Source organism: Nocardia sp. CA-135398 (genome assembly GCF_050955845.1).
Taxonomy (GTDB): domain Bacteria; phylum Actinomycetota; class Actinomycetes; order Mycobacteriales; family Mycobacteriaceae; genus Nocardia.
Window position 1 is genome coordinate 3,533,332 of sequence record NZ_CP192084.1, and the last position, 21,041, is coordinate 3,554,372.

Genomic DNA, 21,041 nt, shown 5'->3' on the forward strand with positions numbered 1-21,041 from the left:
GCGCCTAGCTGCGATTAAGCTGCCGAACAGGTATCGGCGGAAGGTGGGAAATGGGTATCTCCACATCGCTGCCACCGCGCCCGGATGCACCTATCCTCAACGCCTTCATCGGCCATTTCGAGGTAGTGCTGACGAAGTTGGTGAAGGCGGTGGGCGATGGCTCGGCGAAGTCGATCACGGTCGAGGGACTGCATGGCCTGGGGGAGTCGCAGCTGAAGGATGGCGATCTCGTCACGAAGTACCACGCCAAGGAGACCGAGGCCACGAAGTACCGGGACGATTTGAACTCGCTGGACAGCAATATTGCCCAGATCGCGGCGAAATCGGCCGATGTGTCCAACACCGTGACCACCGAGGTCGAGAAACTGGTCGGCGCCGTCAAGGAGATCATTGCCGGTGTGCCGAATCTGACCGATGTGGCGCTGCCGCGCAGCATCGAATTGCAGATTGCCGCCATCGACAAGATCGATAAGGAGGTCGACAAAACGGCGAAGGCGGTCTCGACCGCGTACGACGAACTGGACGATCACGCCGGAAAGATCACCGACCCGGAGTCGGACCACAGCGGAAGTGCCCCGAATTCGATCGGAAGCGGCAACCAGTTCCCCGCCTACACCGGGAGTGGCGGAAACCGCCGCAACTCCACCGGACCCGCGGGTCTCGGCAACAGCGCGAGTGCCCAACCCATTAGCGGGGGTCAGCGAGTGACGGCGAGCGAGATCTATAAGTATCTCCTCAGCAAGGGCTTCACACCGGCGCAAGCGGCGGGCATCTTGGGCAATATGCAGGTCGAATCGGGTTTCGATACCGGTGCCTACAACCCTGGTGAGGGAGCCATCGGTCTCTGCCAATGGGAAGGCGGCCGCCGGACGAATCTCGAGGCGTTCGCCGCCGCTCAGGGCAAGTCGGTCACCGACTGGCACGTCCAGGTCGATTTCATGATGCACGAGCTGCAGGGCAGCGAATCGGGTGCGTACGGACAGATCAAGTCGGCGAGTTCGGCAGGTGCCGCGGCGGCCGCCTTCGACCAGTACTACGAACGAAGCTCCGGTGAGGCGCGCGGCCAGCGCGTCGCGAATGCCAATAGCATCGCGTCGAGCATGGCGGTCTAGCGTCGATCGCGGAGTTAGCGCGGTCACACCTGGATCGTGGGTGTAAGAAGCACCTCCGGAGCCGGGTAAAATCGGTGGTTCTTGTGTGCCTTCTCGTCGCACAATCGAGCAGCAACCGACGAGCACCACGTACCCGTAGGAGAAGCCTGTGATCACCGCGACGGACCTGGAGGTCCGGGCCGGAGTCCGCACCCTGCTGTCGGCCCCGGGGCCTGCGCTGCGGGTGCAGGCCGGCGACCGGATCGGACTGGTCGGACGCAATGGCGCGGGCAAGACCACCACGCTGCGCATTCTGGCGGGCGAGGGTGAGCCCTACGCCGGAAAGATTTTGCGCTCCAGCGATATCGGCTATCTCCCGCAGGATCCGCGCGAGGGCAATCTGGATGTGCTCGCCCGCGATCGCGTGCTCTCGGCTCGCGGTCTGGACACCCTGCTGCGCGATATGGAGAAGCAGCAGGCGCTGATGGCCGAGGTGGTCGATGATGCCGAACGCGAAAAGGCGGTGCGCAAATACGGTCGGCTGGAGGAGCGCTTCTCGGCGCTCGGCGGCTATGTGGCCGAGAGCGAGGCGGCGCGCATCTGCAATAGCCTCGGCCTGCCCGATCGGGTACTCGGCCAGGCGCTGCGCACGCTCTCCGGTGGTCAGCGCCGCCGAATCGAGCTGGCGCGCATCCTGTTCGCCGCATCCGACGGCAGTGGCGGCCGTTCGGACACCATCCTGCTGCTCGACGAGCCGACCAACCACCTCGACGCCGATTCCATCACCTGGCTGCGCGGCTTCCTGCAGAACCACGACGGCGGCCTGATCGTGATCAGCCACGATGTCGAACTGCTCGGCGATGTGGTGAACAAGGTCTGGTTCCTGGACGCGGTGCGCGGTGAGGCCGACGTCTACAACATGGGCTGGCAGAAGTACCTGGACGCGCGTGCGACCGATGAACAGCGTCGTCGTCGTGAACGCGCCAATGCCGAGAAGAAGGCCGGCGCGCTGCGCGCCCAAGCCGCCAAACTCGGCGCCAAGGCCACGAAAGCCACTGCGGCACAGAACATGGCCAAGCGCGCGGACCGCTTGATGGCCGAACTCGATGAGGTGCGGGTGGCCGACAAGGTCGCGCGGATCAAATTCCCCGAACCCGCCGCCTGCGGTAAGACGCCGCTGATGGCGGAGAACCTGACCAAGGTCTACGGCTCGCTGGAGATCTTCACCGGCGTCGACCTGGCCATCGACCGCGGCAGCCGCGTGGTCGTACTCGGCCTCAACGGCGCGGGTAAGACCACCCTGCTGCGCCTGCTCGCCGGGGTGGAGACACCGACGGCGGGCGGTCTCGTGCCCGGTCACGGGCTCAAGGTCGGCTATTTCGCCCAGGAGCACGACACCCTCGACGATCAGGCCACGGTGTGGGAGAACATCCGCCATGCCGCACCGGACGCGGGGGAGCAGGAGCTGCGCGGTCTGCTCGGTGCGTTCATGTTCTCCGGACCGCAGCTGGAACAGCCCGCAGGCACCCTCTCGGGCGGTGAGAAGACCCGTCTGGCGCTGGCCGGGTTGGTGTCCTCGGCGGCCAATGTGCTGCTGCTCGACGAGCCGACCAACAACCTGGACCCGATCTCGCGCGAACAGGTCCTCGACGCGCTGCGCACCTATGCGGGCGCGGTCGTCCTGGTCACCCACGACCCGGGCGCGGCCGAGGCGCTGTCCCCGGAACGGGTGATCTTGCTGCCGGACGGTCAGGAAGACCACTGGTCGGCGGAGTATTTGGAACTGATTCAGCTGGCCTGATCCGGGGTCTTCCGGCCGGAGTTTCGTTGCGAGCGGTGGGTTTTCAGGTCCCCGGGACGGGTCTTCGGTGATATTCATCACAAAGACCCGTTGATCACAGCTTCTCGAGTGTCTAGCCTGGAATGACGCGGCTCGGCGACTCGGAGGAAGCCATGAGCGACAGGCCCACACAAGTCAAGGCCACACTGGGTAAGGGCACACGCGTCACGGGGAAATCACGAGACCGTTTGCAAACCCAGCTGAAGAAGCAGTACGAGGCGGGTGCCAGCATTCGATCGCTGGCACGGTCGACCGGCCGCTCCTACGGATTCATCCACAACGTGCTGGTGGAGTCGCACGTGCAGCTCCGCAGCCGCGGCGGTGCGAACCGCCGCAAGAGCCAGTAGCGTTCGCGGATCTTGATCCCGGTGTCGGCGAATGGATTTCGCCGACACCGAGCGGGATCGAGCGCGCTAATAGCCCGGCACCGCGCCGTCGCCGTTGACCAGCAGGTTGGCGAGGCTGCGGAACATCGGCAGGCCCGTCTTGATCTCCAGATACGCGAACTGGCCCTGTGGGTTGACCTCGAGGAAGTAGTACTCGCCGTCCAGGCCCAACCGTAGATCCAACACGCCGAAGCTCAGGCCGAGTGCGCCCATGAGCGTGGCCAGCGACTTGCTGACCGAGGCGGGCAGATGCTCCGGTGCGAAGTCGACGGTGGTGTCGAGTCGGGAATCGACCCGGCCGACCCCGGACTGCGAGTCGATGCGCACCGCCCATTCGACGCCGTCCATCCACACCACCCGCAGATCGCACTGCGCCTCGACGTAGTCCTGGAAGGTTGTCGGCGCGGAGCGGATGCCCGCCAGGCGGCCGAAGTCGGACTTGGTGATTATTCGGGTCTCGGCGAATTCGGCGCGTCCGGTGCCGGTTCGCTTGTAAACCACCGAGCCCGAACGTGATTCGATGAAGCTGCGCGCCTCGTCCGGATCGTTGGTGATCAGGGTTTCCGGTATCACGAAACCGGCTCGGCGCGCGGTCTCCAACTGCACGATCTTGCGGCTCGCGGTGCGATCGGCGCCGGGATCGTTGACCCAGTACGCGGGGATCGACCACAGCAGGCCCTGGATGAAGCCATCGCATTCGGCTTGGCGGTAGGCGTCATCGGAGGCGCGCACACCGGCCGGAACCTGCGCGGGATGCGGTCTGCGCCACCAGACCGAGCGGACATCGTCGAGTCCGATCACATGCGACAGCGAACGGGCGGTGCCGTGCCGATCGAGCCGGAAACTTCCGGATTCGCGCGGAAAGTCGCGCAGGTCGAGCTGAATCGGGCTGAGCCCGTGGTGTTCTCGCAACGTCGCCGCCATCGCGGTGCCGTGCAGATCATCGGATTCGGAGACGATGAGGACCGAACCTGTCCGGCGCGCCGCCATGCGCAGTCCCGTTCAGTCGAGACTGTCGCAGTTTATGCCGTCGTCGCTTGTCGCGAGCGATTTGGTTTGGCAGTAGGTGAAGGTCGCTCCGCTGGTGCCGGGGCATTCGGCAAGCTGCAGACTATCGGCCCAAGATGCGGTGAGTTGTTGCAGCGCTTCGTCTCCCAGTGCCGCAGAGGGTTCCTCGGCCAGTGTCATCGGCCGGTCGACCAAGTCGATGCGAAGGCGGCGGGTGAAATCGGCGGTGGCGCCGGGGCGGATATCCATCAGCACCGGGCGGCCGTCGCGCTCGGCGGCAGCGCCGTCGGCCCAGTCGAGCACCCGCAGCACATCGTCGCGGCGGAAGGTCCAGGTTCCTTCGGTAACTCTGACCGTGAAATCTCGTTCCGACTCGGCCACCAGCAGTCCCTGCAACGCGGGGACGCGGTCACCCGCCGGCCCGGTACCGGGAAGGTGGATTGCGTCGGTCATAGTGAGCTCTCCGATCTGCTCGCGATTTGCCAGGACCCCCGAGCGGGAACTGGATCATATCGCGCAAGGGGTCTCGCACGGTTCGGATCGCGAGATTTCTCCGCCGCTGGCAAACTGAATTCAGGCTCGGGATGCGCTAGCGCCGAAAGATTTTCGGTTCGAGCTACAACGTGCGTCGGCAATCGCTGAGCTACTTCCGAACGGTTCTGCTCGGGCGGCATTGCCCGGGATTGGCGGCCGTGCATCCGTCGGCGCGGATGTGTCCCTCGGTCTCCGCTGCGACCCTACCGTCGAAGTCGTCGATGTCCCGGCGGATTCGAAAGATCTGCGTCGCTTCAGGAATCGCGCCGGTTCGCGTTGCGCTCGGCCCACCATTCGGGCGACTCGACGAACCAGTTGTCGTATTCCTCCTGCGATGCCGCCAGCTCTTCGAAGGTGGCCTCGCCCTTGACCAGCCGGTCGAGCAGACGGAAGTAGCCGAAGCGTTCCACCGCGGGCATGAGTGCGATGAGAATTCGCGCGGAGCTGTCCGGGGCCGCGCCGAAGGCGTGCGGCATGAGCTTGGGCACGACGATCGATCCGCCCGCGCCCACGGTGACGATCTTGTCCCCGGCCAGTACCTGCAGTTCGCCGTCCGCGACGTAGAACAGCTCGTCCGACTTGGTGTGGTAATGCGGTGCCGCGCCGTCCGCGCCCTTGTCCATGGTGACCTCCAGGTGGCTGACCGCGCCGCCCGCCTCGTTCGAATCGATGAGCAGGCGCATGGTGACAGAGGGGGTGACCAGGGTCTCGGCATCCTGCGGCTGGCGGATGGCGAAGGTGCGGTCGGTGGTGGCGTTCACGGTGCTCTCCAAGTAATTCGGTGATTGATAATTCGCTACCGAACTATATAGCAGCGAATAGAATCTTGTCCATGGGTGAGATCGAACAAGATCCGGTGGATGCGATCGTCGAGCAGTGGCGCCGGGAGCGGCCGGACCTCGAGTTGGAGGCGATGGGGGTGATCGGACGGCTGGGGCGGCTGCTTGTGGTCGCGCAGCGGGATATCGAGGCGGTCTTCATCGCGCACGGGCTGCAGCGTGGTGAGTTCGATGTGCTTGCCGCACTGCGTCGTTCGGGGGAGCCGTTCGAATTGAACCCATCGGTGCTCGCCGACACGCTGATGCTGTCCCGTGCCGGAATGACCGGACGGCTCGACCGGCTGGAGTCGGCGGGGCTGGTCCGGCGCATCGCGGATGCGCAGGATCGCCGCGCCATCCGCGTCGCCCTCACCGACGCGGGCCGCGCGCTGATCGACAAAGTCGTCACCGCGCATGCCGAGAACGAAACGAGGATGCTGTCTGTGCTCTCGGCGAAGGATCGCCGCGACCTCGACCGCATCGCCCGGGTACTGCTCGGCAGCCTCGAAGGCCCGGCGAAATGAGGTAGTTCGCTACTCGGGTGCTCGGCCGGTCATCGGTTCACCATGGAGTGATGATCGACATCATCACCCTCCGCGGCACGGGTGAACCGCGGAATACCAATGGGACGCCCGCCGGCATGCTGCGCGATGTCACGAAACTGCTCGATCCCGACCGTTTCACCGCCTTCGAGCCGGATTGGCCCGCCTCGGTGGGTCCGAGTCCGGATCTGTGGGGCCCTTCGCTGGACACCTCGATCCGCCTCGGTGTCGCGGCGGGCGTCAAGGCGATTCAGGACTCGCCGAACGTCTGTGGACTTCTGAGCTATTCGCTCGGAAGTATCTGCGCGAGCAAGATCCTGGAGGGGGTGCGGTCGGGCAAGTACAAGAACACCGACGGCTCGCCCCTGGAAATCGCCTTCGCCGTCAATATCGCCAACCCGCTGCGTAAACGCGGTCAGTCGGTCGGCAACCTTTGTCCGGCAACGACTTACGGCCTGCACGGTGAACATGGCGCCTGGCCCGCCGTTGATGTCAAGGAGTACGCGAATCCGGGCGATATCATCACCGCGTCACCGGGCGACTCGCCGCTGCGGGTCATCGATATCGGTATTTCGCCGTTCTCGTTCGTGGAGGGCGCACGTATCGGAAATGTGGCCCCGCTGATCTTCGCCGAATTGCTGCGTTTCCTGATGAACGATCCGATCGGCAATCTCGATCGCTATGCGACCGCGGTCAACGGTGTCATCGGTTATCTGACGCCGTGGCCGGATGGCCAACACGTTCTCTACTCCGGACACAATATGCCCGGCACGAATGTCCTGTGGACGACCCACGCCGCCGACTATCTGAACGCCAACTACTGACCCGCGAGTAGCGCGGCACAGTCCCTGATTTGCATGGAGGATGCTGCGCTCTCCGGCCGCGTCGTACCCGAGCTGTCCGGCTCAATCCCCCTGTGCGGCAGCGGAGATGGGCTGCCACTCGCGCCAGAGCGCCAGCCGGGATTCGTAATCCGCGGTAGCGATGGTCAGCGGGACCTCGCCGAGGAAAATGCGCAGCGGCGGCTCGGGCGCGTCGACGACCGCGAGTATGGCCGCGCTAGTGGCGGCCGGATCGCCCTGGCGCATCGCCGAACGTTGCGCGGCTCGGGCGGCCCTGGCCTCGTCGTAGGCCGGGAGCGGGCTGGCATGCCGCGACGAGGGGCCCGCCCAGTCGGTGCCGAATCCGCCCGGTTCGATCAGGGTGATATGGATGCCGAAAGGTGCGACCTCCTGGGCGAGCGCCTGCGAGAAACCCTCCAGCGCCCACTTCGACGCGTGGTACGCGCCGAGATTCTGGAAGGCGGAGATGCCGCCGATGCTCGACACCTGGATGATGTGGCCGCTGCCCTGGGCCCGCAGGATCGGCAACGCCGCCTGGGTGACCCACAGTGCGCCGAAGACATTGGTTTCCAATTGCGCGCGGAACTCGTCCTCGCTGAGTTCCTCGATCATGCCGAACTGGCCGTAGCCGGCGTTGTTGATCACGATATCGAGCCGCCCGAATCGCTCGGCCGCCTGCTGTACCGCGGCGAAATCGCCGTCCCGGTCGGTCACATCGAGGCGCAGCGGCAGGAAGGTGTCCGGGTATTTGGCGACGAGATCGTCGAGTGTGCTCGTATCGCGCGCCGTACCGGCCACTTGATCGCCGCGTTCCAGCGCGGCGAGTGCCCATTCGCGGCCGAATCCTCGTGAGACTCCGGTGATGAACCAAACTTTGCTCATGCGACCCACGCTAGCGACCTGGAGTGCACTCCAAGCAAGTATTCAACGCGGGTGCAGCGTAACCGGCAGCGCCGAAGGAGACAGCACGAAGTCTCGATTGGAGGCGCGCACCGTGTAGTTCGGATCCGGTGTCGGGCGCCAGCGGGCCAGCAGTGCCGCGGCGGCGAGGCCGATTTCGATCATGGCGAAATGGTCGCCGAGGCAGCGGCGGCGGCCGACGCCGAATGAGAGGTTGGCCTTCTTGTCGATATCGGCTGCGCGCTCGGGTGACCAGCGGTCCGGGTCGAAGGATTCCGGATCGGCGTAGTAGCGCTTGTTGTGCTGAACCAGATAGGGGGAGAACATGATCGCCGTGCCGTCGGGAACGGTGAGTCCGCCGATGGTGACATCGCCGTCGGCGGTGCCCGCGCTGATCCATGGGCCCCAGAACCGAAGTGTCTCCGCCACAACCTGTTTCAGGTACGGGAGTGCACCGAGATGATCGGCTCGGACCGGGCTCGCTCCGACGACGGAATCGAGTTCGGCGTACAACCGGTCGGCGATCTGGGGGCGGCGCATGACCTCGTGCCAGAGCCAGCCGGTGAGTGACGCCATCGAGCCGACGCCACCGGCCAGCATGAGGATCGCTTCATCGATGATGTGCTCGTCGGACAGGGTCGCACCGGTCTCGCTGTCGGTGTGCCGGATGAGCGCCGAGACCACATCGTTGAAATCCTCGTCGCGGCGGCGATATTCGGTGATGACGGCACCGATGGCGGTGCGCAGGTGCCTGGCCTTGGTGCGCCAGCGCCAGTTCGAAATGAGCCGGAGTCGGCGCACCTGTGGGGGCAGCGCGGTGCGCAGAATGACCTGACTGAGCAGCCATGGCACGCTGTCTCGGATCTCGCGGCGTGCGTCATCGCTGAAATCGGCGGTGAACAGCGTCGAGGAGACCGTGTCGAGGATCAGGCCGTGTGCCTCGTCCATCAGATTCACCTGACCGCCCGAAGGCAATCCCGCCGACCAGGTTTCGGCGATATCGGCCGCCGCCCGCGTGTACTCGGCAAGGCGGCTCTGCCGCAGCGCGGGCGAGATCATCCGCCGCCGCAGCTTGTGTTCCTCGCCGCGCAGGACATTGACGGATCCGCCCGCGACATCATCGATGGCCTCGCGCAGATCATCCCGATTGAGTTCGGCGTCGCCGAGGCCGACCTCGCGGACGAGATCCGGTGTAGTGAGCAGATATCCGGTCTTCTGGCCGAACCGCAGGCGCACGATCGGGCCGAGATCGGCCAGCGAGGTGACGAAGCCCGGCGCGTCGCGCAGCGCGCGCAGGCTGTGGCCGACCAGCGGGAGTCGGCCCGGCGCGGTCGGTACTTCTGAAAGCGATTGCGGCATGACCAGTTCCGGGCTGCGTGCGCAGTCGGCCCTGACCTGTCGATAAATTTGCAGCACGGTTCCGATGTGCTGCGACTGGCGCACCGAATCGCGGTATTTGCCGAGGATCTGACGCATTTCGGTGAGCGCGGTGCGGTCGGCGTCGAGCTTGGCGACGGTGTCGGCGATCGCGACGGACGACGGATCGGCGGTGCGAATGCCGCCCCCGGGTGGGACCGATTCATCGAGATCGGGATCGCAGTAGATGATCGGCAGGCCGACCGCCACCGCCTCGAGCAGGACCATGCCCTGTGTGTCGAAACCGTTGGAGGGGAACAGCAGTGCGTCGCCGTCGGACATTGCCGCGAGGCATTCCGCTCGAGTGGCCCTGCCGTGCAGGCGGATTCGGTCCGCGAGTCGATACTCGGTGATGGCGGCGGCCGCCTCGGCCGACTGGTCGCCGTCGCCGTAGATATCGAGAGTGCAGTCGTCGAGATACCGCACGGCCTCGATTGCGGCGAGCAGCCGCTTCTCGGCCGACAGTCGCCCGCACCAGATCAGCCGCAGTGGTGCGTCGGCCGTGCGCTCGACACCCGGTGTGCCGGTGCTGTTTTCGATGAGCTCGTCGTCGACGCCGTTGGATACCACCCGAAGCGGCCGGGTCAGCCCGTGTGCGAGCAATTGGTCGGCGAAGTGCTGGGTCGGCGCGATGACCCGATCCGCGGCTTGGGCCTGACCGACGATCGTCCACCAGGCATGGCGTGCCGCACGGCTTTCGGCGCGGTGCGGCATGTGCTGATCGTGCGGTACGAACCGGCCGTGCATGGCACGCAGGGCCAGCGCCGCCGGATACGGTGCGGGCGAGGTGTTCTCGATGAACGCGTCATCGCGACTCTGAGCGGTGTGGACGAGCGGAATCCGGTGTCGCCGTGCGGCTTTCATACCGGCGATGGCGACACCGTAGGTGGTGTGGGTGTGCACGAGGTCGATCGGCCCGCGTGCGGCGAAGGTGGCGTCGATGAGTTCGGCATTGTGCTTGGTCGGCAGCACGACCGGGAATCCGTTCACCGCGAGACCACCCGCGGCGCGCAGCGGCACCACATTCGGGAGCTCGTCGGCGCCGGGCTGCGGCGCGACGAACAGGGTGACACGGTGACCTGCGCGTTCGAGACCACGGCACAGCGAATCCACCGCGGTCTGGACTCCACCGAGAGTGGCCGGGTGGTAGTCCATGAACATCGCTATGTGCACAATGGCACTTTACTGACACGTCGCCGCCGTGCGGAGCCCTTAATTCTGTGGACTATCCGGTCGGCGTCAGGGCCCAGATACGAAAGAGTGCCGTGAAAATAGCGATTCCGCTCACCGGAACCCGCGGTGATGTCCAGCCCGTCGTGGCTTTGGGACTCGAGCTGCGCCGTCGCGGCCATGATGTGCTGCTCGGTGCGCCACCGAATCTGGTCGAATTCGCCACGGCAACCGGGCTTGCCGCCGTCGCCTGCGGACCGGATGTGCAGCAGCTCTACAGTTCGGACGCCGGACAGCGGGCGCTCGCGGCGGGCAACACCCTGCGGCTCATGCAATTGGTCGCCCGGCAGATGGCCGATTATGCCCAGCAGATGAATCGGGAGGTCATCGACGTTTGTACGGGCGCGGATCTGATCGTGGCGAGCACCGTCACCGAGGATCGGGCCAGTTCGGTTGCGGAGGCAATGGGGGTTCCCCTCGTGAGCCTGCACTATTTCCCCTGTCGGAGTAATGGCGCATATCCGTTTCCGGGTGCGCTGTCGCCGCGGTGGAATCCGCCCGCCGTCGTCAATAGGGCGACGTGGGCGGTCGCGGAGAATCTGCGCCGCGTGGTGTTCATGCGCTATCTCAACGAGCTACGCGCGACGCTCGGACTGCCGAAATCGCGGGCGAGCACCGCAGCGGTATTGGCGCGGGCGCATGTTCCCGAAGTGCAGATCTACGATCCGGCATTGGTACCCGGACTGCCCGAACAATGGGATGAGCGCAGGCCGTTCACCGGATTTCTGACGCTCGATCAGGCCGCCCGCGCGGCCGTCGGTGACTTGGCGGGCGATCATGCGGGAATTCTTTCCTGGATCGAGGCGGGGGAGCCGCCGGTGTTCTTCGGATTCGGCAGTATGCCCATTCGGGATACGGCCGCGGTGCTGGCGATGGTTACCGAGGTGTCTGCTCGTTTGGGTGTGCGTGCGTTGGTCAGCGCTGGGTGGAGTGATCTGGATATTGCCGATGCCCAAGCGGGGCCGAATGTGAAGGTTGTCGGTCCGTTCGCACACGATCTGGTTTTCCCGTATTGCGCCGCGGCGGTGCATCACGGCGGTATCGGGACGCTGTTCGAGAGTCTGCGCGCCGGATTGCCGACGCTGGTGTGCTCGGTGTCGTTCGAACAGCCGATGTGGGGCGGGCAGGTCGAGCGACTCGGCGTCGGTGCGCATCTGCCGTTCACGCGACTGACCGAGGCTCGACTGGAACAAGGCGTCGCGTCTCTGCTGACGCCCGAACGCCGGTCCCGCGCAGCGGAATTCGCCGAGACGCTGAGCACCGAGGACGCCGCGGCCCGCACCGCCGACATCATCGAGGCCGCGGCCCGGTGACCGACGTCTTCGCCGACACCCTCGTCATGTTCCGCCGCTGCGCCCGACACACCCTCCGCAGCCGCGACACCCTGATCATTTCGCTGCTCATGCCGATTCTGGTGATGCTGCTGTTCACCTATGTCTTCGGCGGCGCCATCGATGTCGGCGGGCCGTATCTCGACTATGTGGTGCCCGGAATCATGTTGCTGTGCACGGGTTTCGGCTCATCTATTACCGCCACCGCCGTCTCCACCGATATGACACGGGGGAGCATCGACCGCTTCCGCACCCTGCCGATGTTCCGGCAGGCCGTACTCGCCGGGCACGTCGCCGAGGGTGTTATGCGCAATCTCGCGGCCATCGCGATCGCGGTCACCGTGGCACTCGCACTCGGCTACCGCCCCCAGGCCGGTCCACTCGGCTGGCTGGCGGCTCTCGCGATCATCACCCTGTTCGTCACCGCCATCTCCTGGATCGCCGTAGCCCTCGGCCTGGTCGCCAAGAACCCGGAAGCCGCCGGAGGCCTCACCTACGCGATCATGTTCATCCCCTACATCAGCAGCGCCTTCGTCCAAACCAGCACGATGCCGCACTGGCTGCGCGGCTTCGCCGACTACCAACCCGCCACCCCCATCATCGAAACCGTGCGCGGACTCCTGAACTCCCTCGACACCGGCCACAACACCCCCCTCGCCCTGCTCTGGTGCGCGATTCTCGGTGCCATCGGATTCGCCGGTGCCAGCGTCGTATTCAGCCGCTTGTCGCACCGCTGAAGCCTCCAGGCCAGCGTTGGTCGACGGCGCGGTTCAGCGCATGTCGCGGTGACCGGCGGCGAGTTCGGTCATCACCTTGTCGGCGCCGAACAGGCGCTGGACGCGGGTCGAGAGATTGGGGGCGATCAGGGCGAGGGTTGCGCCCAAGCGGACCGGGAGGGGTGCTACGTCTGTCTCGGCGATGTTCCGTTCGATCGCTCGGACCACGGCGTTCGCGACGTCTTCCGGGCTCCGGGTGCCGACTCCCGGTGGTAGGGCCGCGCCGGATTTGACGAACATGCCCGCGTCCCTGACGAATCCGGGATAGATCGACGAGACACCGACGCCGCGGCCTTCGAGGTCGGCGCGCAAGGCCAAGGCGAAGCCGCGGAGCCCGAATTTGGTCGCGTTGTACATCGCGGCCTTGCCCGATGCGGCCTTGCCGGACAAGGAGTTGATGAAGACCAAGTGGCCCCGGCCGCGCTCGGCCATGCGCGCACCGGCGAGGCGGGCCAGCACGATGGGTGCGCGCAGATTGACCTCCAGCGCCCGATCGATCTCGGTCAGCGAATAGTCGAGCAGGTCGCCCGAACCGGGCAGTGCGGCGTTGGCGATGACGATATCGATGTCCCCGGCCTCCTCGAGCAGCTTCTCAGCGCTGCCCGGCACGGCGAGGTCCGCGACTATCGCCTGCGCGCCGATCCGAGTCGCGACCTGGTCGAGTTCCTCGGCACGGCGCCCGGAGAGCACTGCATTCGCGCCCCGCGCGGTAACCGCGGCGGCGATCGCACCGCCGATTCCGCCGGTCGCGCCGGTGATCAGTACGCGTGCTCCGTTCAGTTCCATACCGACGATTATTATCGAGACTCCCCATTTCACGAGGCATCTCATACCGCCGGGTGTCGTGCTGAGCCGAGCCTGTCTTCGGCCCTCACTCCTTGCGGCGGACCGAGGCTTCCACGAGATCCAATACCGCGGAAAGGTTTTCGTTGGTATGCCCGGAGGCGATGCGGGCGATGAGGCCGTCCAGCACCAGATCCAGATAGCCGAGGAGGACGTCGGTGGGGACGTCGTCGCGGAGGGCGCCTGCGGCCTTGCGGCGTTCCAGGCGGGCCAGGGTGGCGGCGGTCAGTTCGGCGGAGCGCTGGGTCCAGCTCGCGCGGAATTCCGGATCGGTGCGCAGGCGGCGCGCGATCTCCAAACGCGTTCCGAGCCAATTGAATTGCTCCGGGTGGGCGAGCATATCGCGCATGACCTGCACCAGACCCTGATTGGCCGCGACATCGGCCATACGGTCGGCGTCTTCTTGGGCCAGCGCGAGGAAAAGGGCGTCCTTGTCCCGGAAGTGGTGGAAGATCGCGCCGCGTGACAGGCCGATGGCCTCTTCCAAGCGGCGCACGGTCGCCCCGTCGTACCCGTATTCGGCGAAACAGGCCCGCGCCCCGTCCAGAATCTGACTACGCCGGGCGGCGAGGTGATCGTCACTGACTTTGGGCATTTCGGCGGGCTCCTCCGAGCGAAGCGGGCAATGCGATGTGAAGAGGTCCGCGCACCGCGGGTGACGCGGTGCGCGGACCTACTACAGCACAGTCGTTCAGCCGCGAATCATGTTGCGCAGCACGTACTGCAGGATGCCACCGTTGCGGTAGTAGTCGGCCTCACCGGGGGTGTCGATCCGGACCACCGCGTCGAAGGTGACCACATCGCCGTTCTCCTTGGTGGCGGTGACCTTCAAGGTCTTCGGAGTCACACCCTCGTTCAGCTTGGTGATTCCCTCGATATCGAAGGTCTCGGTGCCGTCCAGCTTCAGCGACGCGGCCGACTCACCGGCCGGGAACTGCAGCGGAATGACGCCCATACCAATGAGGTTCGAGCGGTGGATGCGCTCGAAGGACTCGGTGATGACGGCCTTCACACCCAGCAGCGAGGTGCCCTTGGCTGCCCAGTCCCGCGAAGAACCCGAACCGTACTCCTTACCGCCGAGCACGACCAGCGGGATGCCCGCGGCCTGGTAGTTCTGCGAGGCGTCGTAGATGAACGCCTGCGGGCCACCGTCCTGGGTGAAGTCGCGGGTGTAACCGCCCGAGACATCGTCGAGCAGCTGGTTGCGCAGCCGGATATTGGCGAAGGTGCCGCGGATCATCACCTCGTGGTTACCGCGACGCGAGCCGTAGGAGTTGTAATCCTTGCGCTCGACGCCGTTGGCCTCCAGGTACTGCGCGGCCGGGGTGCCCGGCTTGATGTTGCCCGCGGGAGAGATGTGGTCGGTGGTGACCGAATCGCCGAGCAGTGCGAGCACCCGCGCGCCCTTGATATCGCTGACCGGCTCCGGCGTCTGCGGCATGCCCTCGAAGTACGGAGGCTTGCGGACGTAGGTCGACTCCTCGGCCCACTCGAAGGTCTTGCCCTCCGGGGTCGGCAGCGAACGCCAGCGCTCGTCACCCTTGAAGACGTCCTTGTAGTCATCGAGGAACATATCGCGGGAGATGACCCGGTCGATGGTGTCCTGGATTTCCTGCGGCGAGGGCCAGATGTCCTTCAGGAACACGTCGTTGCCGTCGGTGTCCTTGCCGAGCGCGTCGTTCTCGAAGTCGAAGTCCATGGTGCCCGCGAGCGCGTAGGCGATGACCAGCGGCGGCGAGGCCAGGTAGTTCATCTTCACGTCGGGGGAGATGCGGCCTTCGAAGTTGCGGTTACCGGAAAGCACCGCGGTGACGGTCAGGTCGTTGTCGTTGACCGCCTTGGAGATCTCCTCCGGCAGCGGGCCGGTGTTGCCGATGCAGGTGGCACAGCCGAACGCGACCAGGTTGAAGCCCAGCTTGTCCAGGTACGGCCACAGACCGGCCTTCTCGTAGTAGCCGTTGACGACCTGCGAACCCGGGGCCATCGAGGTCTTCACCCATGGCTTGCGGGTCAGGCCCTTGTCCACCGCGTTGCGGGCCAGCAGGGCCGCGCCCAGCATGACCGACGGGTTGGAGGTGTTGGTGCAGGAGGTGATCGAGGCGACCACGACCGCGCCGTGATCCAGCACGAAGTCGCCGTACTCCTCGGTGGAGACCTTGACCGGCTTGGACGGGCGGCCCACCGCACCGTTGGCGGCGGACGGCAGTACGGCGTCGTCGTCGGCGAAGGACAGCACCGCCGGATCGCTGGCCGGGAAGGACTCCTCGATGGCCTCGTCCAGGTGGGTGTGCGGCGTGGTGGCGGCCGGACCGGTCTCCGCGTCGCTGGTGTAGTTGTGGATGTCCTTGCGGAAGGCGGTCTTGCTCTCCGACAACAGGATTCGGTCCTGCGGACGCTTCGGACCCGCGATGGAGGGCACCACGGTGCTCAGGTCGAGCTCCAGGTACTCCGAGTACGCGGGCTCCTTGTCGGCGTCGTGCCAGAGGCCCTGTTCCTTGGCGTAGGCCTCCACCAGCGCGACCTGCTCGTCGGTGCGACCGGTCAGCTTCAGGTAATCGATGGTGACGTCATCGATCGGGAAAATGGCTGCGGTGGAACCGAATTCGGGGCTCATATTGCCCAGGGTGGCGCGGTTGGCCAGCGGCACCTCGGCGACGCCCCTGCCGTAGAACTCGACGAACTTGCCGACCACGCCGTGCTTGCGCAGCATATCGGTCACGGTGAGCACCACGTCGGTGGCGGTCACGCCCGGGTTGATCTCACCGGTCAGCTTGAAGCCGACGACGCGCGGGATGAGCATCGAGACCGGCTGGCCCAGCATGGCCGCCTCGGCCTCGATACCGCCGACGCCCCAGCCCAGTACGCCCAGGCCGTTGACCATGGTGGTGTGCGAGTCGGTGCCGACGCAGGTGTCCGGGTAGGCCTGGCCGTTGCGGACCATGACGACGCGCGCCAGATGCTCGATATTGACCTGGTGCACGATGCCGGTGCTCGGCGGCACGACCTTGAAATCGTCGAAAGCCGTTTGGCCCCAACGCAGGAACTGATAGCGCTCACCGTTGCGCTGGTATTCGATGTCGACGTTGCGCTCGAAGGCGTCCGCCCGGCCGAATACGTCGATGATGACGGAGTGGTCGATGACCATCTCGGCGGGGGCGAGCGGGTTGACCTTGTCCGGGTCGCCCCCGAGGGTGGCGACGGCCTCACGCATGGTGGCCAGGTCGACGATGCAGGGCACACCGGTGAAGTCCTGCATGATCACGCGGGCCGGGGTGAACTGGATCTCGGTGTTCGGCTGAGCCGACGGATCCCAGTTCGCGATCGCGCGGACGTGATCGGCGGTGATGTTGGCGCCGTCCTCGGTGCGGAGCAGATTCTCCGCGAGGACCTTCAGTGCGTAGGGGAGTTTTTCGGTACCGGGCACGGCCGAGAGACGGAAGATCTCGTAGGAGTTGCTTCCGACCTCGAGGGTGCCCTTGGCGCCGAAAGTATCGATACTTGTCGTCACGTCAGCTCCACTCGTCTGTGAGGGTTGCCGCGGGCGGGGCTGTGCCCGCGGCTGGTTTTTCGAACGACCTGCAAGCAGTCGCTACGGTTACGTGTTCGGAGGGTTCCAGCCCTGGAACGTACTGGCTCCTCGCGGCTTCGAGCCTAACAGTACGCTTGTCCTGTGAAACGCGCGGGTGCCGTTGGGTGCGCCGTCCGAAGGTGATCCGACACTCCGTCGCGTACTGTGCTTTCGAGTTGTTCGGGGTGACCGGTGGGCCTGCACCGGATCACCCTGCAGTGTTGGATGCCCGTCGCCTCGCGTGCCGATGCGGCTCGACAGACCGGATGGAAGATGACCGTCTCGCACACCTCGGTGTTCGCGCCCATGCGCGCCGAACTCCCCCCTGGTATCGACGACAAGACGTTGACCCAGATCAAGGAGGATGTGGTCGACAATCATGTGGCCACGCCGAAGGGTAAGGATCAGGACGCACTCGAGGCGGTCGTCGCCGATGCCCGAGCCCACGGCATCGAGCTCAGCATCGTGGTGATTCCCGGTAATCCAGGTCACGACTCCAATCTACGTGACCTGGCCACCGAGGTCGGCAAGACCGAGCACGGAACCGTGGTGGTGTTCAGCGACGACTGGGTCGGCACCTACAGCGATTCGATCAGCCGGGTGAAGCTGGAACGGGCCGAGGACCTTTCCAAGAGCACGCAGGGACATTCGGCGCAGGCGGCGCAGCTTTTCGTCGATCAGTTGGAGCGGCCGGAGACCTTCTCCTGGACCGCGATCACCAGTGTGTTGCTCGTCGGCACGGCGCTGGTGGTCGGCGGACTCTACTGGGTGAAGTCTCGCCGTTCTGCCGAGCGGGCCGTGCCGGTAGGGGTTTCGAGTCGCGGCGACGACCGAGATCTCAGCGCGTAGCGAGTATCCGCTCAGTCACTTTTCCTAGCGGTCGGTTTGTTTTGTCCGGCCGAATCCTTGTATCCGTACGGCTATTTCTCGGCAACTAGCAAATTACGCCGCTGTAGTTCTGTTGCTGGAGTTTCTTTGGTGAATGATGTGACGTACGGTTCGAATGATCGCTGATGGGAAAAGAGTGTTCAGAGAGCTATCTGTGCACCACTGAGCGTGATGGTTCGCAGGGGGCTCGTGAGGTCAAGCCGGATCGGGTCCTTGGGAGGTGCGATGCGCAACAACGGCGTTGCGGCTGCTCGGCGTCCGCTGTCGGTCGCTCTGGGGTTGCTGGTCACTGCTGCTGTGCTCGTCACGGCCGGACCGGGAGCCGCGGTGCCGCCTGCCCCACCGAACCCCAGCGACAGCCAGATCGCCGATGCCGGAGCGCAGGTCGACACCAGGGTCACCGAGGTCGGCGCGCTCATCAACCAGGTCGCGGCGACGGAACAGAAGCTGCAGGAGCTCGACGCCGCGATCGCCCAGAAGCGCGAAGAGGTCAACAAGGCCCTCGTCGATCTGCAGGACGCGCGCGACGCCGCCGATGCCGCCGCGGCCGCAGTGGTGCAGACCCAGCGCGAACTGAGCGAGGCCGGAACCCAGGTCGACCAGGCCAGACGCAACTTCGACCAGTTCGCGGTGCAGGCATACACCCGGCCCGCCGCGACCTCGATGGTCACCTACCTGTCCTCGGCCACCCCGAACGTCGCCCTCGACCGCGCCCAGGTGTTCACGCTGGTATCGAAGAATCAGCAGTCGGTGCTGGACTCGCTGCGGCGCGCCCAGATCGCCCAGGGCAATAAGAATGCCAGTGCGCGCCAAGCGAAATCGGCCGCCGACGCGGCCGCCGCAGTGGCCGAACAGAAGAAGATCGACGCCGAAAACGCCGTCGCCGCGGTGAAAGCCGAACAGGATCAGCAGGCTGTGCGGCGGGAGGGACTACTACGCGAGCGCACGGTGGCGCAGGGCCGCCTCGACCAGGCGCGCGCGAATGTGGCCGGGCTGCAAGGACAACGCGAGGCCTATCTGGCCTGGGACGAACAGCGCAAGGCCGAGGAGGCCGCCATCCGCGCGGCCGCCGCGGCCGCCGCCGCACGTGCGGCCCAGGACCAGGCCGCCAAGGAACGCGCCGCGCAGGCGGGCGAGGGTAGGCGGCCGCATGTCCAGATGGAGGATTCACCGCCACCGCGCCAGACCAGACCGCGCGCCACCGGGCCGACCATGCCTTCCATCACGGGTTCCGAGGCGATCGAAACCGTGGTCGATCGGGCCATGTCGCAGCTCGGCGTCGTCTATGCCTGGGGCGGCGGCGACGAGGACGGGCCGACCCTCGGCATCCGGGACGGCGGTGTCGCGGACCGCTTCGGCGACTACAACAAGGTCGGCTTCGACTGCTCAGGTCTGATGATCTACGCCTTCGCCGGTATCGGCGTCTCGCTGCCGCACTACAGCGGCTATCAATACAACGCGGGCACCAGAGTGCCCGTCGCCGAGCGCAGCCGCGGCGACATGCTGTTCTGGGGACCGAACGGCAGCGAACATGTCGCGCTCTACCTCGGAAACGGGAAGATGGTGGAGGCGCCGCAATCCGGCGAGGTGGTACGGGTGTCTCCGGTGCGCGAGGGCGGCATCATGCCGTACGCGGTGCGGATCGTCACTTAACCCCTAGGCTCGTCTGGTAACCCCCAGGCTGGGCCGTACGCCGCGAACCAGACCGTGAACCTGTTGATTTGCCGTGATCTCGGGTCCGGTTGCGGCATATGCGGCCATTACCTGGAATAGTTGTGGCAGCACGCACAGGACCAAAGCGAAAGCGGGGATGTTGGTGACTTCGACGGACGGTGTGAGCGGGGCAAGTTTGGCGAAAGAGGCCGCTGCTCCCGCACCCAGCACCCTGGAGCGTGACGTCCAGACCCTGGAGAAGGCGATATACGAGGTCAAGCGCGTTATCGTCGGCCAGGATCGGCTCGTCGAACGGCTGCTCGTCGGGGTCCTCGCACGCGGCCACGTACTGCTCGAGGGTGTGCCGGGTATCGCCAAAACCCTTGCGGTGGAGACCTTCGCCCGGGTGGTCGGTGGTTCGTTCGCCCGCGTCCAGTTCACCCCCGACCTGGTGCCCACCGACCTGATCGGTACCCGCATCTACCGTCAGGGCCGCGAGGAATTCGATACCGAACTCGGCCCGGTCGTGGCGAACTTCGTGCTCGCCGACGAGATCAACCGCGCCCCGGCCAAGGTGCAGTCCGCACTGCTCGAGGTGATGGCCGAACGACATGTGTCGATCGGCGGTAAGACCTACCCGATGCCCGATCCGTTCCTGGTCATGGCGACCCAGAACCCGATCGAGAGCGAGGGTGTGTACCCGCTGCCCGAGGCGCAGCGCGACCGGTTCCTGTTCAAGGTTGTCGTGGACTACCCATCGGTGGAGGAAGAACGCGAGATCATCTACCGGATGGGTGTCACTCCGCCGGAGGCCAAGCCGATCCTCGAGCCGTCCGAGCTGATCCGCCTGCAGCGGGTGGCCGCGAATACGTTCGTGCACCACGCGCTGGTCGACTATGTGGTCCGGGTGATCGCGGCGACCCGCAAGCCCGGCGAGTTCGGCATGCAGGATGTCGCGAGCTGGATCGCCTACGGCGCCTCGCCGCGCGCCAGCCTCGGCATCATCGCCGCGGCCCGCGCCGTCGCACTGATCCGCGGCCGCGACTATGTGGTGCCGCAGGATGTCGTCGAGGTGATTCCGGATGTGCTGCGCCACCGGCTGGTGCTGTCCTATGACGCGCTCGCCGATGAGATCAGCCCCGACGATGTGATCAAGCGCGTGCTGCAGACCGTCGGCCTCCCCCAGGTCGCGCCGCAGGCCGTCGCCCCGGGTGGTCATGCCGCACCCGTTCCGGCCGCACCGCCCGCCATGGGACCGCACGGCGGGCAGCCGCCGATCCCGCAGCCGCCAGCCCCCCAGGACGCGGTGCCGCAGCCGCAGGTCGCGCAGATGTCTCCGGCCGCCGGCAATAACCAGCCGAAGTGACCTCGGCAT

18 protein-coding genes are annotated in these 21,041 nt (G+C 65.8%); 10 read left to right on the forward strand and 8 right to left on the reverse strand.

Annotation, left to right across the window (positions count from 1 at the left end; translation table 11 throughout):
* The first annotated feature begins 50 nt into the window (after window positions 1-50).
* The 3 genes from ACQP1T_RS15680 (at window position 51) to ACQP1T_RS15690 (ending at window position 3,278) form a co-directional block, all read left to right on the forward strand.
* Window positions 51-1,112 carry a phage tail tip lysozyme gene (locus ACQP1T_RS15680; protein WP_433761007.1) on the forward strand — a complete coding sequence of 354 codons (1,062 nt, stop codon included), beginning with the start codon at window positions 51-53 and terminating at the stop codon, window positions 1,110-1,112.
* A gap of 148 nt (window positions 1,113-1,260) precedes the next feature.
* Complete coding sequence (locus tag ACQP1T_RS15685; protein WP_364340412.1) at window positions 1,261-2,892, forward strand: ABC-F family ATP-binding cassette domain-containing protein; 1,632 nt, start codon at window positions 1,261-1,263, stop codon at window positions 2,890-2,892.
* Window positions 2,893-3,044: 152 nt separating this feature from the next.
* Entirely contained in the window at window positions 3,045-3,278 is a 234-nt protein-coding gene (locus ACQP1T_RS15690) for a helix-turn-helix domain-containing protein (RefSeq protein ID WP_063043281.1), read from the forward strand.
* A gap of 66 nt (window positions 3,279-3,344) precedes the next feature.
* On the opposite strand, the gene ACQP1T_RS15695 is transcribed toward ACQP1T_RS15690, so the two are convergent.
* The 3 genes from ACQP1T_RS15695 to ACQP1T_RS15705 all read right to left on the reverse strand — a co-directional run bounded on the left by ACQP1T_RS15695 (window position 3,345) and on the right by ACQP1T_RS15705 (window position 5,542).
* The gene (locus ACQP1T_RS15695; protein WP_433761009.1) at window positions 3,345-4,307 is read right to left on the reverse strand and encodes a hypothetical protein; all 963 of its coding nucleotides are present in this window, start codon (window positions 4,305-4,307) and stop codon (window positions 3,345-3,347) included.
* A gap of 12 nt (window positions 4,308-4,319) precedes the next feature.
* Window positions 4,320-4,778 carry a hypothetical protein gene (locus ACQP1T_RS15700; RefSeq protein ID WP_433761011.1) on the reverse strand — a complete coding sequence of 153 codons (459 nt, stop codon included), beginning with the start codon at window positions 4,776-4,778 and terminating at the stop codon, window positions 4,320-4,322.
* Between the two features lie 335 nt (window positions 4,779-5,113).
* Window positions 5,114-5,542: a cupin domain-containing protein gene (locus ACQP1T_RS15705; RefSeq protein ID WP_433762216.1), complete on the reverse strand. Its 429-nt coding sequence runs from the start codon at window positions 5,540-5,542 to the stop codon at window positions 5,114-5,116.
* 149 nt (window positions 5,543-5,691) lie between these two features.
* On the opposite strand from ACQP1T_RS15705, the gene ACQP1T_RS15710 reads away from it, so the two are divergent.
* Together ACQP1T_RS15710 and ACQP1T_RS15715 are read left to right on the forward strand one after the other, a co-directional pair.
* Entirely contained in the window at window positions 5,692-6,201 is a 510-nt protein-coding gene (locus ACQP1T_RS15710; protein ID WP_433761013.1) for a MarR family winged helix-turn-helix transcriptional regulator, read from the forward strand.
* 50 nt (window positions 6,202-6,251) lie between these two features.
* Window positions 6,252-7,043 (forward strand): hypothetical protein, encoded by a 792-nt coding sequence (locus tag ACQP1T_RS15715; RefSeq protein ID WP_433761015.1) that lies wholly within the window; start codon window positions 6,252-6,254, stop codon window positions 7,041-7,043.
* An 81-nt stretch (window positions 7,044-7,124) separates the two neighbouring features.
* On the opposite strand, the gene ACQP1T_RS15720 is transcribed toward ACQP1T_RS15715, so the two are convergent.
* Together ACQP1T_RS15720 and ACQP1T_RS15725 are read right to left on the reverse strand one after the other, a co-directional pair.
* A complete protein-coding gene (locus ACQP1T_RS15720; RefSeq protein WP_433761016.1) occupies window positions 7,125-7,943 on the reverse strand; it encodes an SDR family oxidoreductase in 819 nt (272 codons plus the stop codon).
* 42 nt (window positions 7,944-7,985) lie between these two features.
* Window positions 7,986-10,550, reverse strand: coding sequence for a cytochrome P450 (locus ACQP1T_RS15725; RefSeq protein ID WP_433761018.1), 2,565 nt, complete (start codon window positions 10,548-10,550; stop codon window positions 7,986-7,988).
* A gap of 92 nt (window positions 10,551-10,642) precedes the next feature.
* On the opposite strand from ACQP1T_RS15725, the gene ACQP1T_RS15730 reads away from it, so the two are divergent.
* Window positions 10,643-11,920 carry a glycosyltransferase gene (locus ACQP1T_RS15730; protein ID WP_433761019.1) on the forward strand — a complete coding sequence of 426 codons (1,278 nt, stop codon included), beginning with the start codon at window positions 10,643-10,645 and terminating at the stop codon, window positions 11,918-11,920.
* Window positions 11,921-11,946: 26 nt separating this feature from the next.
* Window positions 11,947-12,675, forward strand: a complete 729-nt coding sequence (locus ACQP1T_RS15735) for an ABC transporter permease (RefSeq protein ID WP_433762217.1) — start codon at window positions 11,947-11,949, stop codon at window positions 12,673-12,675.
* Between the two features lie 33 nt (window positions 12,676-12,708).
* On the opposite strand, the gene ACQP1T_RS15740 is transcribed toward ACQP1T_RS15735, so the two are convergent.
* From ACQP1T_RS15740 to ACQP1T_RS15750, 3 genes are all read right to left on the reverse strand, one after another.
* Window positions 12,709-13,500 (reverse strand): SDR family NAD(P)-dependent oxidoreductase, encoded by a 792-nt coding sequence (locus ACQP1T_RS15740; RefSeq protein ID WP_433761021.1) that lies wholly within the window; start codon window positions 13,498-13,500, stop codon window positions 12,709-12,711.
* Between the two features lie 85 nt (window positions 13,501-13,585).
* Window positions 13,586-14,152 (reverse strand): TetR/AcrR family transcriptional regulator, encoded by a 567-nt coding sequence (locus ACQP1T_RS15745; RefSeq protein ID WP_040691943.1) that lies wholly within the window; start codon window positions 14,150-14,152, stop codon window positions 13,586-13,588.
* Window positions 14,153-14,248: 96 nt separating this feature from the next.
* Window positions 14,249-17,065: an aconitate hydratase gene (locus tag ACQP1T_RS15750; protein ID WP_433761022.1), complete on the reverse strand. Its 2,817-nt coding sequence runs from the start codon at window positions 17,063-17,065 to the stop codon at window positions 14,249-14,251.
* 333 nt (window positions 17,066-17,398) lie between these two features.
* Here ACQP1T_RS15750 and ACQP1T_RS15755 point away from each other — a divergent pair, with 333 nt between their 5' ends.
* The 3 genes from ACQP1T_RS15755 to ACQP1T_RS15765 all read left to right on the forward strand — a co-directional run bounded on the left by ACQP1T_RS15755 (window position 17,399) and on the right by ACQP1T_RS15765 (window position 21,032).
* On the forward strand, window positions 17,399-17,974 hold the full coding sequence (locus ACQP1T_RS15755) for an Rv1476 family membrane protein (protein ID WP_433761024.1): 576 nt from the start codon (window positions 17,399-17,401) through the stop codon (window positions 17,972-17,974).
* A 264-nt stretch (window positions 17,975-18,238) separates the two neighbouring features.
* A complete protein-coding gene (locus tag ACQP1T_RS15760; RefSeq protein WP_433761026.1) occupies window positions 18,239-19,666 on the forward strand; it encodes an NlpC/P60 family protein in 1,428 nt (475 codons plus the stop codon).
* 157 nt (window positions 19,667-19,823) lie between these two features.
* Entirely contained in the window at window positions 19,824-21,032 is a 1,209-nt protein-coding gene (locus ACQP1T_RS15765; RefSeq protein ID WP_433761028.1) for an AAA family ATPase, read from the forward strand.
* Window positions 21,033-21,041: the final 9 nt, after the last annotated feature.